The sequence below is a fragment of the Streptomyces sp. NPDC055254 genome, assembly GCF_053606025.1.
Map to the genome: position 1 here is coordinate 1 of NZ_JBSGQV010000005.1, position 15,672 is coordinate 15,672.

Genomic DNA, 15,672 nt, shown 5'->3' on the forward strand with positions numbered 1-15,672 from the left:
GGTACTCCGGCGGCGGGACGGGGTCCGCGGCCGGGCGGTACTCCGGCGGCGGCAGGGAGTACGGCGGAGCCGTCCCGCCGTCGTCCGCGCGCGCCGGCGGTGTCTCCGCGCGGCGGGGTCCCGGCAGCAGCGGCTCCGGGGGCCGCGGCGGGGCCGTGCGGCCGGAGCGCGCCTCGGGGACCGGGGCAGGCCCCGGTTGCCCGGGGGCCGGGGCCGCCGGCCGGCCCGGCGCGCCGGGCGCCGGGTCGGTCACGACCACCGCCGCCGACCGGAAGCGGTTGTCCAGCGTGTCCCCCGGATCGGGCTCCGTTCCCGGGTCCGGGTCCTCGTAGAGCTTCTGCCACCAGTCGTCCGCGCCCCGCTGACTCATGCCCTCATTGTCGGCCTCCCGCCGGGGCCGAAAACGCGAAACGCGCGAAAAGGGTCCACCGGGCCGCCGCCCGGTGGACTCCTCCCGTACAACCCGTACGGACGGGCGGACGTCATACGCCCGTCCGCGACCGGCTGGGTGACCCGGGCGCCCTTCGCGCCCGTCGGTTCGACCTTCGAGGACACCGGCTCGCCGAAGGCTCCGGCGTGGTCCGGGCGCCACCGCGCCGCACGGCCTCGACCTCGGCTTCGGTCCAGCTCGCCGTCGTAGAAGTACGAGCTTCGCCGCCGTCAACGCGCCCGGCGCGCAGCCCGCGTGCCCGCTGACGCCCAGCCCGATGCGCCGGCCGTCCGCCGCCGCGACGGTCTTCGTCCCGTCCAGCGGGGCCGCGTACCTCGGGAAGAGGACCGGCAGGCCCCGCGAGTACGCCGACGCGTCGAGCTTCGAGGCGACGCCCACGGCGTACTGACCGACGTGGACCGCTGCCGGACGCGCGACGGCGGGCCGAACTTCTCGATGTGCTGGGTAAGTTCGTACCGGGTCTCGCCGGCCGGGACATCGAAGACGGGCGCCGTCGCCTCCCACGGCGGCCGGGCCGATCGGGTCGCCACGCCGTTCCGCGGCCAGCGCGTCCTCGCGGCCGGGGTCGCGCGGGAGAGCACGGGGTCGACCGGTCCCGCCGCGAGCGCCTGACGGCGTTCTCGGAGTAGACGTACAGGTCTTGCCGGGCCGGCGGGTCCGCACCAGCGGCCGTGAGCCAACCGCGCGCGGCATGGCCGTGTCGGCGGGGTGGCCGGCCGCTTCCCTCCCGGCGAGGGGTCTGCCGGTGGGCGCTCCGCCACTCGGCTGTGCCGTGGACGAGCCCACGGCGGCGACGGCCGGGACGGCCGCGGTGGCCCCTCGTACCGCCGTACGCGATACGCGATATCGGGCACGTCGCTCTGCCCAGGTGAATTCCGGCCAACTGCCGCATCGCGCGGCAAAGCTGCCGTACAAGTGGCCTTCGGCCGACGGATGTCGGTGCTGAGGTGGCGCCACCTGTACAGAGAGGCGGGGGGTGCGGCGATGATGGCCGCGGCGGGTTCCGCCGTGGCCGCTTCCCGCCGGGCGCGGTGCTGAGAGGCAGGTGGAGGGGTGGACGGGTTGCTGGGTGCGATAGGCCTGGACGAGGGTCAGGAGTCGGCGTACCGGACGCTGGTGGCGTTGGGCGCGGCGGAGGTGCCCGACCTCGCGCACCGGCTGACCCTGCCGGTGCCGCAGACCGAACGGGCCCTGCGCCACCTGGAGCGGCACGGCCTGGCTGCGCGGTCCTCGGCCCGCCCGGGCCGGTGGGTGGCGGCCCCGCCGGGGGTGGCGCTGGGCGCCCTCCTCACCCGCCAGCGGCACGAGTTGGAGCAGGCGGAGCGGGCGGCGGCGCTGCTGGCGCAGGAGTACCGGGCGGAAGCCTCCGAGCCGGCCGTGCACGACCTCGTGGAGGTGGTGCAGGGCGCCGGCGCCGTCGCGCACCGCTTCCACCAACTCCAGCTGGGCGCCGCCAAGGAGGTGTGCGCGCTGGTCAGCGGCCGGCCGCAGGTGGTGCCGGGCACCGACAACGAGGCGGAGGACCGGGCCGCCGGGCGCGGGGTCGAGTACCGGGTGGTGATCGAACGGGACGTACTGACCCTGCCGAGCGGCATCCGGGAGGCGTCGACGGCACTGGCGCGGGGCGAGCGGGTGCGGGTGACGGGCCAGGTCCCGTCGAAGCTGGTCATCGCGGACCGGACGCTGGCGATGGTGCCGCTGACCTCGCGCGGCGCGGAGCCGGCGGCGCTGGTGGTGCACGCGTCGGGCCTGCTGGAATCCCTGCTGGGGCTGTTCGAGGCGGTGTGGCGGGAATCGCTGCCGCTGCGGCTGGGCGCGGCCGGCACGGCGGAGGAGTCCGGGGGCACCCCCGACGCGACGGACCTGGAGATCCTCTCGCTGCTGCTGGCGGGCATGACGGACACGAGCGTGGCCAAGCACCTGGAGCTGGGCCTGCGGACGGTGCAGCGGCGGGTGAAGGGCCTGATGGAGCTGTCCGGAGTCACGACGCGGCTCCAGCTGGGCTGGCACGCGTACGAACGGGGCTGGGTGGCCCGATAGCCCCAGGTCGGTCACGCTGAGCAGATGGATCTGCCTCAGCTGCTCCTGGTGGGGCTGGTGCTCCTGCTCGGCGCGCTCGGGGTGATGGTCCCGGGCGTACCGGGGACCTGGCTGGTGTGGGCGGGGCTGCTGTGGTGGGCGCTGCACGAGCGGTCGTCGCTGTCCTGGAGCCTGTTGGTCGCGGCGACGGCCCTGCTGCTGGTGGTGCAGGTGGTGAAGTGGCTCCTCCCGCCGCGCCGGCCGCGGGGGGTGGGGGTGACCCCGAGGACAGCGGTGTTCGCGGGCGCGGGGGCCCTGCTCGGCTTCGTACTGGTCCCGGTCCTCGGCGCGGTCCCGGGCTTCGTGGGCGGCATCTACCTGTGTGAACGGCTCCGGCTGGGCGGCCACGGCGATGCGTGGTCGTCGGTGCGCGCGATGATGCGGGCGGTGGGGACGAGCGTGCTGGTGGAACTCTTCGCGTGCCTGCTGCTCCTGGCGGCCTGGCTGACCGCGGTCCTGACGGAGAGCTGACCACACGCCCGCTGCCCCCGGCGGCGGCGGGGTCGTGACACCCGCCGGGCTGTCAAGCCCCGACTTTCCGGGCCGTGACGCGGGGCACCCGTCCGGGGCGCAATGGAGTTCCGCCCGCCGGCCGCACCGGCCCCGCGCGGCACGACCCCCGCCCCTCCCCGCGAAGGCCTCCCATGACCGTCACCAGGACCCGCCGCCTCGTCCTCCGCCTGATCACGACCGCCTCGACCGCCGTGGGCGTGTCCCTGTCCTCCTCCGGGAGGACCTGGAAGTCCAGCGGCCTCCCGCCGCAGCCGGTTGCCGGCCCGGGCCCCCAGTGCGGGAACCTGGACACGGGCCGGGGCGAGGTGGGGTGTTGTCCGGGACGCAGAACTGATGTGTGGGCGCCAACGCCCTCGCACAGAACAACCGCCCGCAGGCGCCATGAATCATGAGTCCGGACAACACCCCCACCCCGACCCCCCGCACTCCGGCCAGAAACCCCCGCCCCGCAAGGGGAGCGGCCCCGCAGGGGCACGGCCGCGCCCGACAGGCACGGCCGCGCGGCAGCCGGCGCCGCCCGGGCGCGCCTCGGGCGGCGCCGGCCCCCCGGGCGGGTCAGGCTCGGCCGCGGCGCTTGGCCTCGTAGTTCGCTCGGCCCTCCGCCATCCGGAGGCGCCCCTCGCGGCGGATCTCCGAACGGAGCCGCGCGTCCGTCTTGGCCACGATCCGCTGGTTCTCCCGCAGCAGCTTCCGGTAGCTGTCCAGGCGCCGCTCGGCCAACTCCCCCGCGTCCACGGCGGCCAGCACCGCGCACCCCGGTTCCGCCTCGTGCGCGCAGTCGTGGAAGCGGCAGCGGCCGGCGTAGTCCTCGATCTCCGAGAACACCTGGCCGACCCCGACCTCCGCGTCCCACAGGCCGACGCCCCTCAGGCCCGGGGTGTCGATCAGGACGCCGCCGCCCGGCAGCACGAGGAGGTTGCGGGTCGTCGTCGTGTGGCGGCCCTTGCCGTCGACCTCGCGGGCTGCCTGGACCTCCATCACGTCCTCCCCGAGCAACGCGTTGGCCAGCGTGGACTTGCCCGCGCCGGAGACGCCGAGCAGCACACTCGTGCCGCCCCCGACGACGGCGGCGAGGACGTCCATGCCCGCCCCCGTGCGGGAGGACACGGTGAGCACCTGGACGCCCGGTGCCGCGGTCTCCACGTCCTGTACGAGGTAGCCGAGGGAGACCGGGTCCGGGACCAGGTCCGCCTTGGTCAGGACCACCAGCGGCTGCGCGCCCGACTCCCACGCCAGCGCCAGGAAGCGCTCGATGCGCCCCAGGTCCGGTTCGATCGCGAGGGAGACGGCGATGATCGCGTGGTCGACGTTCGCGGCGAGGATCTGCCCCTCGGACCGCTTCGAGGAGGTGGACCGTACGAAGGCGGTCCGGCGCGGCAGGTACGCCTTCACGTAGCGCGGGGTTCCGGCCGCCTCGACGGCGGCCCAGTCGCCGGTGCAGATCACCCGGAGCGGGTCGTGCGGGGTGACGAACGCGGTGTCGGCGCGGACGATGCCGTCCGCCGTCATGACGTCGCACTGGCCCCGGTCGACCCGTACGACCCGACCGGGCAGCAGCCCCTGCTCGGCGTAGGGGGCGAACTCGGCCTGCCATGCGTCGTCCCAGCCGAAGGGGGCGAGGGACTGGACGGACGGGGAAGAGCTGGAGGTGGAGGAAGAAGAAACGGAGAGAGACAAGGGGAACCCTTCACAGGGCGGCCCCGGCAGCGCGCGCTCGCTGGGCGGCGGGCGGAAAAGTGTGAGGTCAGCCGGAGACCACGGAAGTGACATCGATGGACTTCTGAGTGCGGGCAGCGCCCTGCGCGACGACAGTCATCAACGAACTCACCTCCGGGTCATGCACGTGCCGAAGTCCCCGCCGATCGGCGGGAACACCAACACCGTAACAAGCACGCAAAGGGCGGGGCCACCTGTTTTACGGACCCGGCTGCCGGTCGGGCCCGGACGGCCGCCCCACGCGCACCCACCGGCCCCGGCGGGGCTCGACCAGGGCGCTCGGGCGGGTACTTGGCCCCGACGCCGGGTCCGAGCCCAGGCGGCGCCGACGGTATGCGGGCCGGCGGCGGCGTGTCCGAAACGTTCAAGACGGGCGGACGGCGGCGTGGCTAGCCTGCCGGTATGACTCCACGACTCGACATGATCGGCATGGTCGTCTCCGACATGGCCGCCTCGCTCGCCTTCTACCGCCGCCTCGGGCTGGACGTACCGGCCGGCTCCGAGGAGCAGCCGCACGTGGAGGCCGTGCTTCCCGGTGGGCTGCGGATCGCCTGGGACACGGAGGAGGTCATCCGCTCCTTCGATCCCGGCTGGACCCCGCCGGTCGGCGAGGGCCGGCGCGACCTGGCCTTCCTGTGCGACTCACCTGCCGAGGTGGACGCGCTGTACGCCGAGTTGACGGCCGCCGGACACCCCGGCCACCTGAAGCCCTGGGACGCCTTCTGGGGGCAGCGCTACGCCGTGGTCCTGGACCCGGACGGCTGCGGAGTCTCCCTGTTCGCCCCGTCGGAAGCCCCGTCGGAAGCCCCGTCCGAGCCCCCGTCCGGACCCCCGTCCGGCCCCCTGGTGTAGGCGCTCAGCGTGGTCCCCGCCAGGGCCCGTACCTCCCGGGCGAGGTGCGCCTGATCGGCGTAGCCGGCGACGGCGGCGACCTCCGCGTACGGCAGGCCCGCCCGGGCCAGCGCCAGCGCCCGCCGCAGCCGCAGGATGCGGCCGAGGGTCCGCGGGCCGTACCCGAACGCGTCGAGCGAGCGCCGGTGCAGCCCGCGCGGTCCCAGCCCCACGGCCCGCGCGATGTCCGCGACGGCCGAGCCGGCCCGCAGTCGGGCCACGACCTCGGCGGCCAGCGGGTCGGGCGGCGCGCTCCCGGCGGCGCGGCGCGCGACCAGCGCCTCCGGCGCCGTACGGGGGTCCTCGCACCCCGCCGCCAGCCCCGCCCCGCCGGCCAGTCGGCGCACCTCCCGGGCGGGCCACAGCTCGGTCAGCTCCACCCGCCCGTCCCGCACCGCGTGCGCGGGTACGCCGAGCAGCGCGGGCGCGGTACCGGGCGCGAGCCGGATGCCGGCGAAGGCGCCGCCCGCGACCTCCCCGGCGGGATGCGGACGCGTGTCCGGCCCCGCCACCAGCAGCCGCCCGTCGACCCACAGCAGGTCCATGCACCCGTCGGGCAGCACCGTCCCGCCGCCCCCGTCGGCCCGCCACAGCACGGCCCCGGGTACGGCCGCCGACGGTGCTTCCTCGTACACCCCTCCAGGCTAGTGCCGGGCCGGAAAGTGTTGCCGGGTCGCGGCGTCCGGTGCGGTGCGTCGCACGGCGGAGGGCCGCGCGGCGGCGTCTCTTTCGGAGCAGGCCCGGCGCGCCTCGGCGGGGCGGGGGGCGGTCGGGGCAGGATCGGTGGGCGGCGGCGCGGACACGGGCCGCACGCGCTGCCCCTGCTCCGTGAAGAGGCCCGGACGTGAGACCGCTCGACGACCACCCGCCGGAGCCCGGCACCCCCGCGACGCCCGTTCCCGACACCGGGGCGGCGCCATGAGCGGCGACGGCGACGGCGCGCCCGCCGGCCGGTACGGCGAGGCGGTGTTCCGGCCCGAGCAGGCCGGCGAGGACGAACGCATCGACCTGGGCGCACTCACGTACGACGCCGTCACCCTGGCGCGGCTGCGAGAGCTCGGGGCGGGCCCCGGCTGGCGCTGCCTGGACGTGGGGGCGGGAACGGGCACCGTCGCCCGCCTCCTCCTGGACGCGGCCGGCGTCGCGGAGGTCCTCGCCGTCGACCGCGACACGCGATTCCTCCGGGAGCACCCGGCACCCGGGCTCACGGCCCTGGAGGCGGACATCACCGATCCGGAGTTCATGCCCGGCCGGTTCCGGCTGGTCCATGCCCGGTTCGTCCTGATGCACCTGCGCGACCGGCAGCGGATGATCGGCAAGCTCGCCTCCCTGGTGGCCCCCGGCGGCGTGCTGGTGCTCAGCGACGCCGTCGACCTGACCACCCCCGCGGCGCCGACCACCGCCTACCACCGGGCGATGCGGGCCATGTGGCAAGGGCTCGGGGACACGCTGGGGACCGACGTCTCGGGGGTACCGGACTACCCGCGCCGGCTCCAGGAGGCCGGCCTCACGTCCGTGGGCGCCGAGATCCACGTCCCCCCGCTGCTGCCGGGCAGCCCCATCAGCCGTTTCTGGGCCGGTACGTGGGACCGCGCACGGGAGGCGATGACGGCCACCGGGCTGGTCGACGACGCGACGGTCGACGCGGCGATCCGCTACCTTCACTCGCCGGACTGCGCGGCGCTCTCCCCCGGCATGCTCACGGCCTGGGGCGTGCGGAGCCCCCGGTGATCGGCGGCGGGGGCCTTCCCGGCGCTCCTCCCGGGGCCCCTCCGGCCGCCCCTCCCGCCGCCCGTCAGTGCTTGCGCAGCCGCGCCGAGTAGTCCTCCGGCGGCAGGAACTTCGACCAGCGCTCGGGGAACTCCGACGGCATCCCCTCGTCGTCGTCGTCCTCCGACTCCCCCTCCGCCATCGCCCGCCAGGCCGCGGCCCGAGCGATCAACTGCGCGGCCTCCAGCTCGCGCGCCCGCTCGTTGGCCTCGCGCGCCGCCGCCGTGGCCACCGAGGGCCAGACCCGGTCGATGGCGGCGTTCACGGCCGCGCCGACCAGCACGGCGAAGGCCGAGATGCCGATCCACAGCAGTACCGCCACCGGCGCCGCCAGTGATCCGTAGATCGTCGGGCCCTCGACGGTGTTCGTCAGGTAGATGCGCAGCAGGAACGAGCCCACCACCCACATGGCCAGGGCCACCAGCGCGCCCGGCACGTCCTCGATCCACGGCGAGCGCACCGGGACGGACACGTGGTAGAGCGTGGTCAGGAAGGCGATGGACAGCAGCGTGACGGTCGGCCAGTACAGGACCGCGATCACTTCCGTGCCCCACGGCACCAGCCGTACCACCGCGTCCGGTCCGACCACCATCAGCGGCAGCACGATCGCGCCGATCAGCAGCGCGATCAGGTAGAGCAGGAAGGCCAGCAGGCGGGTCTTGACGATCCCGCGCTGCCCGTCGAGCCCGTACATCACCGTGATCGTGTCGATGAAGACGTTCACCGCGCGCGAGCCCGACCACAGGGCGATGGCGAAGCCGATCGAGATCAGGTCGGGGCGGCCGCGCCCGGTGACGTCGTCCAGGAGGGGCCTGGCGATGTCGTTGACGCCGCTTTCGGACAGGACCGTGCCCACGGCGCCCAGGACGTTCTCCTCGATGCTGGCCACGGTGTGGGTGTCGGTCCAGCCGTCCACGTAGCCGAGCAGGCCCAGCAGGCCGAGGAAGAGCGGGGGCAGCGAGAGCAGGGTGAAGAAGGCCGCTTCGGCGGCGAGTCCGAGGATGCGGTACTCGATGCACGAGTTGACGGTGTCTTTCAGCAGCAGCCAGGTCATCTTCCGCTTGGAGACGTTGCGGTAGAGGGCGCGGGCCCGGTGGAGCCGTCCCGGGAGCCGCTCGGGTGTTTCTTTTGCTGGCTGCACGTCCTTACGGTATCCGCATGGCAGCCACCACCCACACAGTCAGCAACCAGGCCCCGCCCCTGGTGGGCCACGACGTCTACGGAAGCGACCGGGTCCTCACCGAGGGCGTGGAGCGGCACCTCGCCGCCGCGGAACCCGCACTGCTCGGCGAGGTAAGGGAGGAACTCACCGGAATCGGGCGCGCGGCGGGCTCGGCGCAGGCCCAGGAGTGGGGTGCGCAGGCGAACGAGAACCCGCCGAAGCTGCGCACGCACGACCGGTACGGGAACCGGATCGACGAGGTCGACTTCCACCCGTCCTGGCACCGGCTGCTGGGGCACGCGGTGACCTCCGGGCTGACGGACGCCTGGGGCCGGCCGGCGGGGCACCTGCGCCGCGCCGCCGGGTTCTTCGTCTGGTCGCAGGCCGAGGCGGGGCACGGGTGCCCGGTCTCGATGACGCATGCCGCCGTACCGGCGCTGCGGACCGATCCGGTGCTGGCGGCCGAATGGGAGCCCCGGCTTACCTCGCACGTGTACGACGAGGGGCTGCGGCCGGCCTCGCGGAAGGCCGGGGTGCTCTTCGGCATGGGGATGACGGAGAAGCAGGGGGGCAGCGACGTACGGGCGAACACGACGGCCGCCGTGCCGCTGGACGCCTCCGGGGAGTACCTGCTGACCGGGCACAAGTGGTTCTGCTCGGCGCCGATGTGCGACGGCTTCCTGGTGCTGGCCCAGGCGCCGGGCGGGCTGACCTGCTTCCTGGTGCCGCGGGTGCTGCCGGACGGCACGCGCAACGTCTTCGCCATCCAGCGGTTGAAGGACAAGCTGGGGAACCGGTCGAACGCGTCGAGCGAGGTGGAGTTCGACCGGACCTGGGCGCGGCGGGTGGGCGAGGAGGGCCGGGGGGTGCGGACCATCATCGAGATGGTCGCGGCGACCCGGTTGGACTGCGTGATCGGCTCGGCCTCACTGATGCGCCAGGCGCTGACCCAGGCGGTGCACCACGCGGAGCACCGCTCTGCTTTCGGATCACCGCTCATCGACCAGCCGCTGATGCGCAACGTCCTCGCCGACCTCGCCCTGGAGTCGGAGGCCGCCACCACGTTGACCCTGCGCCTGGCGGCCGCCTACGACGCGGGCACCGAGCAGGAGAAGGCCTTCCTGCGCCTGGCGGTGCCCGCGGCCAAGTACTGGGTGACCAAGCGCTGTACGCCGATGGTCGCGGAGGCCCTGGAGTGCCTGGGCGGCAACGGCTACGTCGAGGAGTCCGGGCTGCCGCGGCTGCTGCGCGAATCCCCGCTGAACTCCATCTGGGAGGGTTCGGGCAACGTCCAGGCCCTGGACGTGCTGCGGGCGCTCCAGCGGGAGCCGCAGGCCCTCGGCGCCTTCCTGGAGGAGATCGGCCTGGCCCGGGGCGCCGACCACCGGTTGGACGCGGCCGTGAAGAACCTGCTCACGGACCTCGCGGACCTGGAGGGCGTCGAGGCCCGGGCCCGCCGCGTCGTGGAGCGGATGGCACTGGTGCTCCAGGGGTCACTTCTGGTGCGCTGGGCGCCGCCGGAGGTGGCGGACGCGTTCTGCGCCTCGCGGCTGGGCGGGGACTGGGGGGCGGCCTTCGGCACGCTGCCGCACAGCCTGAACCTGGGCGCGGTGGTGGAACGGGCTCGGATCACGGGCACGAGCCCGGTCCCCGAAACGCCCCGCGCCGGGATCCGGACGCGTTGACCGGGACCAGGGGTGGCACCGCGCCGACTCGGCACCACCCCTGACCCGAGAAGCCCCGAGGAGGAGCTGTCGCGCCGCTGGGCGGCGTCCGCACAGTTTCGGTCGCCCGACCGGGACTTGGCGAGAGTTGCATACCGTTGCAACCTTGAGTCGGCGGTCGCCCGCCGGGGGCGCCGCCGGGACGCGGCACCTCCGGACCACCCGGGCGGCCTGCGCAGTACGTCCTGTTCGCACGGGGAGGTTCCGGTGGCCCACACCGCAGGCAGCACGGTCGACGTGGCACGCATCTCGGCCATGGACGCGCGGGACGCCGCCCGTCTGCTCAAGGGGGTACGGGCCGCGGCGCTGGCCGGGGACCGCCCGCCGGCGGCGCCGCGACCGGAGATCGCCGAGTCCTGGCGGCGCATGCTCGCCGGCGGGGTGCACCCGGACCGGGACGCGCGCTCGCGCATGCTGTCGGCGGCGGAGACCGAGGAGCGGCGGCACGTCTCGCCGCTGCGGGAGGTCCTGCCGGTCCTGCGGGAGGGTCTGCTGCCCTCGCTGGACGAGGCGCTGCACATCATGGTCGTCGCCGACGCGGACGGCCGGCTGCTGTGGCGGGAGGGCCACAGCTCCATCCTGCGCAAGGCGGACCGGCTGGGGTTCGCGGTGGGGGCGGACTGGGACGAGGCCGTGGTGGGGACGAACGGGGTGGGCACCGCCCTGGTGACGCGGCGGCCGGTGCAGGTGTTCTCGGCGGAGCACTTCGTCTCCAGCCACCACGACTGGACGTGCGCGGGGGCGCCCGTACGGGACCCGCGGGACGGGCGGCTGCTGGGCGTGCTCGACGTGAGCGGGCCGCTGGCCACGATGCACCCGGCGACGCTGGCGTGGGTGAGTTCGGTGGCCCGGCTCGCGGAGCGGGAGCTGCGGATCCGGCACCTGGAGTCGCTGGAGCGGCTGCGGACCTTCGCCGCCCCGCTGCTGGCCCGGCTGGCGGGGCGGGCGCTGGCGGTGGACGGGGACGGCTGGGCGGCGGCGGTCACGGGCATGGCGCCGGTCGACCGCATCCCGCTCCCGAAGGGCTTCGGGCCGGGGCCGGTGTGGGTGCCGCAGCTCGGCCACTGCGTGGTGGAGCCGCTGCCGGGCGGCTGGCTGCTGCGGGTCGCGGAGCAGCGTACGGGCGCGGACGGGGGCGGAGCGGAGGGTGCGGGCGGGGGCCCTGCGGGCACCGGCCGGCGTACCGGCGCGACGGCGACCCGGCTCGTACTGGACCTCAGCCGTCCCGGCGCCTGGTCGGCGACGGTCTACGGGGCCGCCGGGAGCTGGTCGCAGGTGCTGAGCCCGCGCCACGCGGAGCTGCTGTTCCTGCTCGCGGACAGCGCGCGGGGCCGCTCGGCGGCGGAGCTGGCGGGGGAGCTGTTCGGGGATCCGACGCGGACGGTGACGGTGCGGGCGGAGTTGTCCCGGGTACGGCGCTACCTGGCGGGCGTCCTGTCGCACCGGCCGTACCGCTTCGCGCAGGACATGGAGGTGGAGTTGATCCGCCCCGAGGACCCGGCGTCGCTGCTCCCCCACTCCACGGCCCCGTCGGTGGTCCGGGCCCGCGCGCGCGGCGCCGGCGCGGGGACCGGCGGACTGGGCCGGACGGGTACGGGCATGATTCCCTGACCTGCATGAGCACCATCACTGTCACCACTTGGTCCCTGGAAATGACGTCGCCGTCGGACCTCGTCGAGGCGGCCCCGGCGGGCCCCGGCGTCACCGTCGTCCGCGCGGAGGTCCCCTCGCCCGAGTTCAGCCGCTTCCTCTACGCCTCGGTGGGCGGGGACATCCACTGGACGGACCGGCTGTCGCTGACCCGCGCGCAGTGGGTGGAGCAGCTGGCCCGGCCGGGAGTGGAGACCTGGGTGGCGTACGACCGGGGGACACCGGCGGGATACGTCGAGCTCGATCCGCAGGACGACGGTGTGGTGGAGATCATGTACTTCGGTCTGCTGCCGGACTTCCGGGGCCGCCGGACGGGCGGGCACCTGTTGTCGGTGGGCGTCGCCCGCGCGTGGGACCTGGCGTCGCGCTGGCCGGATCGCGAGCCGACGCGCCGCGTCTGGCTCCACACCTGCAGCCAGGACGGCCCGACGGCCATGGACAACTACCTGCGGCGGGGCTTCAAGCTGTTCAGGACGGAGACGGAGCCGAAGGAGGAGGCCCCGACCCCGGGCCCCTGGCCCGGCGCGTAGCCCTCGGACGGGCCGCGGAGGCGCGCACGTCCCCGCTGGGGCTCCGGGCGGCCGAAAAGCAGCGCTCGGCCGTGGACACGGGCGGCGCGGGGGGGTTCCGGACGGGGATCGGCGGCGGCGGGAGCCGGGCCGCGCCGGGGCCGCGCCGGGGCGGCGGAACCTCCCCGCAGCGTGACCCCGGTCACGTCATCTCGCGATTCGGGACGACTTCGTCCGCATCGTGGACAGTAGTGGACTCCTCCAATCGGCACATGACACGCTTCCGCCATGAATGGAGCTGGAATTGCCTTGGTGAGTCGGCGGCACGTCGACCTCGGCCGCATGTCCAGCGCCATCTGTCCGGCGCGCTGACGGAACCAGCACCCGCCGCACATCGCCGCAGTCCCCGCCGCCGCGGACGCGTCGATCACCCGCTCGCTCCCTGTAGGCCGAATACCGCCCTGCCCGCCGGCAATCCCGGACACGGCGCGGTGACCAGCCACACCCGCTCAGCGTCGCCGACGCGGCAGGGGCGCGCCGCCACTCCCCCTGCCCCTGCGTCGAGCCGCCGAAGAAGGACGTACCGCCATGGCCGCCACCCCCGAAACGCCCGCAGCCGCGCCCGCAGCCGCCGCGCGCCGCAAGACCGGCCGTCACCGCGGTGAGGGCCAGTGGGCCGTCGGACACCACACGCCCCTCAACGGCAACGAGCAGTTCAAGAAGGACGACGACGGTCTCAACGTGCGGACACGCATCGAGACGATCTACTCCAAGGCGGGCTTCGACTCGATCGACCCCAACGACCTCCGCGGCCGGATGCGCTGGTGGGGCCTGTACACCCAGCGCAAGCCCGGGATCGACGGCGGCAAGACCGCGATCCTGGAGCCGGAGGAGCTGGACGACAAGTACTTCATGCTGCGCGTGCGCATCGACGGCGGCCGGCTGACCACCGACCAGCTGCGCGTCATCGGCGAGATCTCCGAGGAGTTCGCCCGCGGCACGGCGGACCTCACGGACCGCCAGAACGTGCAGTACCACTGGATCCGGATCGAGGACGTCCCGGAGATCTGGCGCCGCCTGGAGGCGGTGGGCCTGTCCACCACCGAGGCCTGCGGTGACACGCCCCGCGTCATCCTCGGTTCGCCGGTCGCCGGCATCGCGCGGGACGAGATCATCGACGGCACGCCCGCCATCGACGAGATCTACCGCCGCATCGTGGGCAACCCGGACTTCTCCAACCTGCCCCGCAAGTTCAAGTCCGCGGTCTCCGGCTCACCGCTGCTCGACGTGGCGCACGAGATCAACGACATCGCCTTCGTCGGCGTGCACCACCCCGAGCACGGTCCCGGCTTCGACGTCTGGGTCGGCGGCGGGCTGTCCACCAACCCCAAGCTCGGCGTCCGCCTCGGCACCTGGGTCTCGCTCGACGAGGTCCCGGACGTCTACGAGGGCGTCATCTCGATCTTCCGCGACTACGGCTACCGCCGCCTGCGCACCCGCGCCCGGCTGAAGTTCCTGGTCGCCGACTGGGGCCCGGCCAAGTTCCGCCAGGTCCTGGAGGACGAGTACCTCCGGCGCAAGCTGACGGACGGCCCCGCCCCCGAGCAGCCCAGCGGCCAGTGGCGCGACCACGTCGGCGTCCACCAGCAGCAGGACGGCCGCTTCTACGTCGGCTTCGCCCCGCGCGTCGGCCGCGTCGACGGCGCCACCCTCACCAAGATCGCGGATGTCGCCGAGCAGCACGGCTCCACCCGCCTGCGCACCACCGCCGAGCAGAAGATGATCGTGCTCGACATCGACGCGGACAAGGTCGACTCGGTCGTCGCGGCCCTGGAGGCACTGGACCTGCGGGTCCAGCCGTCCCCGTTCCGCCGCGGCACGATGGCCTGCACCGGCATCGAGTTCTGCAAGCTGGCCATCGTCGAGACCAAGGCGCGCGGCGCCTCGCTGATCGACGAGCTGGAACGCCGCCTGCCGGACTTCGCCGAGCCGCTCACCATCAACATCAACGGCTGCCCGAACGCCTGCGCCCGTATCCAGGTGGCGGACATCGGTCTCAAGGGGCAGCTGGTCCTGGACGACCTGGGCAACCAGGTGGAGGGCTACCAGGTCCACCTCGGCGGCGCCCTCGGCCTGGAGGCCGGCTTCGGCCGCAAGGTCCGCGGCCTCAAGGTCACCTCGGCCGGTCTGCCGGACTACGTCGAGCGGGTCGTCACCCGCTTCCAGGAGCAGCGCGAGGACGGCGAGCGCTTCGCCTCCTGGGTGACCCGCGCCAGTGACGAGGCGCTGTCATGAGCGAGCGCGCCGCCCCGTTCTACTGCCCGTACTGCGGCGACGAGGACCTGTTCCCCCACGAGCAGGGCCACGGCGCCTGGGAATGCAGGGCCTGCAACCGGGCCTTCCAGCTGAAGTACCTCGGGCTGCTGGCCCGAGGAGTCCGGTCCGACACCGCTGGAGGGGACGCGATATGACGACCATTCAGGACACGGGGACGGAAACGGCCGACCTGAGGGAACTGGCCGAGCGCGCGGGCCGGGACCTGGAGGACGCCTCCCCCCTGGACATCCTGCGCTGGGCGGCCGACACCTTCGGCAAGAAGTTCGCCGTGACCTCCTCGATGGAGGACGCGGTCGTCGCCCACCTCGCGTCCCGGGTCCTCCCGGGCGTGGACGTGGTCTTCCTCGACACGGGCTACCACTTCGAGGAGACCATCGGCACGCGTGACGCCGTCGAGGCGGTGATGGACGTCAACGTCATCACCCTCACGCCGCGTCGCAGCGTCGCCGAGCAGGACGCGGAGCACGGTCCGAAGCTGCACGACCGCGACCCGGACCTGTGCTGCGCGCTGCGCAAGGTGCAGCCGCTCGAAGAGGGCCTGACCGCGTACGACGCCTGGGCCACGGGCCTGCGCCGCGACGAGTCCCCGACCCGGGCGAACACCCCGGTGGTCGGCTGGGACGAGAAGCGGCGGAAGGTCAAGGTCTCGCCGATCGCGCGCTGGACCCAGGACGACGTGGACGCCTACGTCGCCGAGCACGGCGTACTCACCAACCCGCTGCTGATGGACGGCTACGCCTCCGTCGGCTGCGCCCCCTGCACCCGCCGCGTGGCGCAGGGCGAGGACGCGCGGGCGGGCCGCTGGGCCGGGCGCGGCAAGACCGAGTGCGGACTCCACGGCTGATGGCACGGCTGATGACGGACAGCAAA

Annotated in this window: 15 protein-coding genes and 1 pseudogene; 12 read left to right on the plus strand and 4 right to left on the minus strand. The window is 74.3% G+C overall.

Annotated elements, in window-relative coordinates:
• A pseudogene (locus ACWFQ8_RS06935) lies at nucleotides 1–370 on the minus strand (protein phosphatase 2C domain-containing protein); the annotation flags it as partial.
• A gap of 337 nt (nucleotides 371–707) precedes the next feature.
• Between ACWFQ8_RS06935 and ACWFQ8_RS06940 the strand changes: the two are divergent.
• From ACWFQ8_RS06940 to ACWFQ8_RS06950, 3 genes are all read left to right on the plus strand, one after another.
• A complete protein-coding gene (locus ACWFQ8_RS06940) occupies nucleotides 708–839 on the plus strand; it encodes a hypothetical protein (protein WP_453785160.1) in 132 nt (43 codons plus the stop codon).
• Between the two features lie 674 nt (nucleotides 840–1,513).
• On the plus strand, nucleotides 1,514–2,491 hold the full coding sequence (locus ACWFQ8_RS06945; RefSeq protein WP_453785400.1) for a helix-turn-helix domain-containing protein: 978 nt from the start codon (nucleotides 1,514–1,516) through the stop codon (nucleotides 2,489–2,491).
• A 24-nt stretch (nucleotides 2,492–2,515) separates the two neighbouring features.
• Complete coding sequence (locus tag ACWFQ8_RS06950) at nucleotides 2,516–3,001, plus strand: DUF456 domain-containing protein (RefSeq protein ID WP_453785161.1); 486 nt, start codon at nucleotides 2,516–2,518, stop codon at nucleotides 2,999–3,001.
• A 597-nt stretch (nucleotides 3,002–3,598) separates the two neighbouring features.
• Here the strand turns inward: ACWFQ8_RS06950 and rsgA are convergent.
• Entirely contained in the window at nucleotides 3,599–4,720 is a 1,122-nt protein-coding gene (rsgA, locus tag ACWFQ8_RS06955; RefSeq protein ID WP_453785162.1) for a ribosome small subunit-dependent GTPase A, read from the minus strand.
• 441 nt (nucleotides 4,721–5,161) lie between these two features.
• On the opposite strand from rsgA, the gene ACWFQ8_RS06960 reads away from it, so the two are divergent.
• Nucleotides 5,162–5,611, plus strand: coding sequence for a VOC family protein (locus ACWFQ8_RS06960; protein ID WP_453785163.1), 450 nt, complete (start codon nucleotides 5,162–5,164; stop codon nucleotides 5,609–5,611).
• Here the strand turns inward: ACWFQ8_RS06960 and ACWFQ8_RS06965 are convergent.
• A complete protein-coding gene (locus tag ACWFQ8_RS06965; protein ID WP_453785164.1) occupies nucleotides 5,494–6,285 on the minus strand; it encodes a helix-turn-helix domain-containing protein in 792 nt (263 codons plus the stop codon). The genes ACWFQ8_RS06960 and ACWFQ8_RS06965 overlap by 118 nt on opposite strands.
• A 283-nt stretch (nucleotides 6,286–6,568) precedes the next feature.
• Here ACWFQ8_RS06965 and ACWFQ8_RS06970 point away from each other — a divergent pair, with 283 nt between their 5' ends.
• On the plus strand, nucleotides 6,569–7,381 hold the full coding sequence (locus ACWFQ8_RS06970; protein ID WP_453785165.1) for a class I SAM-dependent methyltransferase: 813 nt from the start codon (nucleotides 6,569–6,571) through the stop codon (nucleotides 7,379–7,381).
• Nucleotides 7,382–7,445: 64 nt separating this feature from the next.
• Here ACWFQ8_RS06970 and ACWFQ8_RS06975 read toward each other — a convergent pair whose 3' ends face one another.
• The gene (locus ACWFQ8_RS06975) at nucleotides 7,446–8,561 is read right to left on the minus strand and encodes a YihY/virulence factor BrkB family protein (protein WP_453785166.1); all 1,116 of its coding nucleotides are present in this window, start codon (nucleotides 8,559–8,561) and stop codon (nucleotides 7,446–7,448) included.
• A gap of 17 nt (nucleotides 8,562–8,578) precedes the next feature.
• Here ACWFQ8_RS06975 and ACWFQ8_RS06980 point away from each other — a divergent pair, with 17 nt between their 5' ends.
• The 7 genes from ACWFQ8_RS06980 to ACWFQ8_RS07010 all read left to right on the plus strand — a co-directional run bounded on the left by ACWFQ8_RS06980 (nucleotide 8,579) and on the right by ACWFQ8_RS07010 (nucleotide 15,646).
• A complete protein-coding gene (locus ACWFQ8_RS06980) occupies nucleotides 8,579–10,267 on the plus strand; it encodes an acyl-CoA dehydrogenase family protein (protein ID WP_453785167.1) in 1,689 nt (562 codons plus the stop codon).
• Between the two features lie 294 nt (nucleotides 10,268–10,561).
• Entirely contained in the window at nucleotides 10,562–11,917 is a 1,356-nt protein-coding gene (locus ACWFQ8_RS06985; RefSeq protein WP_453785401.1) for a GAF domain-containing protein, read from the plus strand.
• Between the two features lie 5 nt (nucleotides 11,918–11,922).
• On the plus strand, nucleotides 11,923–12,486 hold the full coding sequence (locus ACWFQ8_RS06990) for a GNAT family N-acetyltransferase (protein ID WP_453785168.1): 564 nt from the start codon (nucleotides 11,923–11,925) through the stop codon (nucleotides 12,484–12,486).
• Between the two features lie 267 nt (nucleotides 12,487–12,753).
• On the plus strand, nucleotides 12,754–12,837 hold the full coding sequence (locus ACWFQ8_RS06995) for a putative leader peptide (RefSeq protein WP_312847410.1): 84 nt from the start codon (nucleotides 12,754–12,756) through the stop codon (nucleotides 12,835–12,837).
• 216 nt (nucleotides 12,838–13,053) lie between these two features.
• On the plus strand, nucleotides 13,054–14,760 hold the full coding sequence (locus ACWFQ8_RS07000; protein WP_453785169.1) for a nitrite/sulfite reductase: 1,707 nt from the start codon (nucleotides 13,054–13,056) through the stop codon (nucleotides 14,758–14,760).
• Complete coding sequence (locus tag ACWFQ8_RS07005; RefSeq protein ID WP_453785170.1) at nucleotides 14,757–14,936, plus strand: hypothetical protein; 180 nt, start codon at nucleotides 14,757–14,759, stop codon at nucleotides 14,934–14,936. Before ACWFQ8_RS07000 ends, ACWFQ8_RS07005 begins: the two co-directional genes overlap by 4 nt.
• On the plus strand, nucleotides 14,933–15,646 hold the full coding sequence (locus ACWFQ8_RS07010) for a phosphoadenylyl-sulfate reductase (RefSeq protein ID WP_453785171.1): 714 nt from the start codon (nucleotides 14,933–14,935) through the stop codon (nucleotides 15,644–15,646). Before ACWFQ8_RS07005 ends, ACWFQ8_RS07010 begins: the two co-directional genes overlap by 4 nt.
• Nucleotides 15,647–15,672 lie beyond the last annotated feature (26 nt).

Bases quoted from the DNA above. Each gene is read 5' to 3' on its own strand.
- ACWFQ8_RS06960 (WP_453785163.1), top strand. From the start codon at position 5,162: ATGACTCCACGACTCGACATGATCGGCATGGTCGTCTCCGACATGGCC.
- ACWFQ8_RS06995 (WP_312847410.1), top strand. From the start codon at position 12,754: ATGAATGGAGCTGGAATTGCCTTGGTGAGTCGGCGGCACGTCGACCTC.
- ACWFQ8_RS06980 (WP_453785167.1), top strand. From the start codon at position 8,579: ATGGCAGCCACCACCCACACAGTCAGCAACCAGGCCCCGCCCCTGGTG.
- ACWFQ8_RS06940 (WP_453785160.1), top strand. From the start codon at position 708: ATGCGCCGGCCGTCCGCCGCCGCGACGGTCTTCGTCCCGTCCAGCGGG.
- ACWFQ8_RS06990 (WP_453785168.1), top strand. From the start codon at position 11,923: ATGAGCACCATCACTGTCACCACTTGGTCCCTGGAAATGACGTCGCCG.
- ACWFQ8_RS07000 (WP_453785169.1), top strand. From the start codon at position 13,054: ATGGCCGCCACCCCCGAAACGCCCGCAGCCGCGCCCGCAGCCGCCGCG.
- ACWFQ8_RS06985 (WP_453785401.1), top strand. From the start codon at position 10,562: ATGGACGCGCGGGACGCCGCCCGTCTGCTCAAGGGGGTACGGGCCGCG.
- ACWFQ8_RS06950 (WP_453785161.1), top strand. From the start codon at position 2,516: ATGGATCTGCCTCAGCTGCTCCTGGTGGGGCTGGTGCTCCTGCTCGGC.
- ACWFQ8_RS07010 (WP_453785171.1), top strand. From the start codon at position 14,933: ATGACGACCATTCAGGACACGGGGACGGAAACGGCCGACCTGAGGGAA.
- ACWFQ8_RS07005 (WP_453785170.1), top strand. From the start codon at position 14,757: ATGAGCGAGCGCGCCGCCCCGTTCTACTGCCCGTACTGCGGCGACGAG.
- ACWFQ8_RS06970 (WP_453785165.1), top strand. From the start codon at position 6,569: ATGAGCGGCGACGGCGACGGCGCGCCCGCCGGCCGGTACGGCGAGGCG.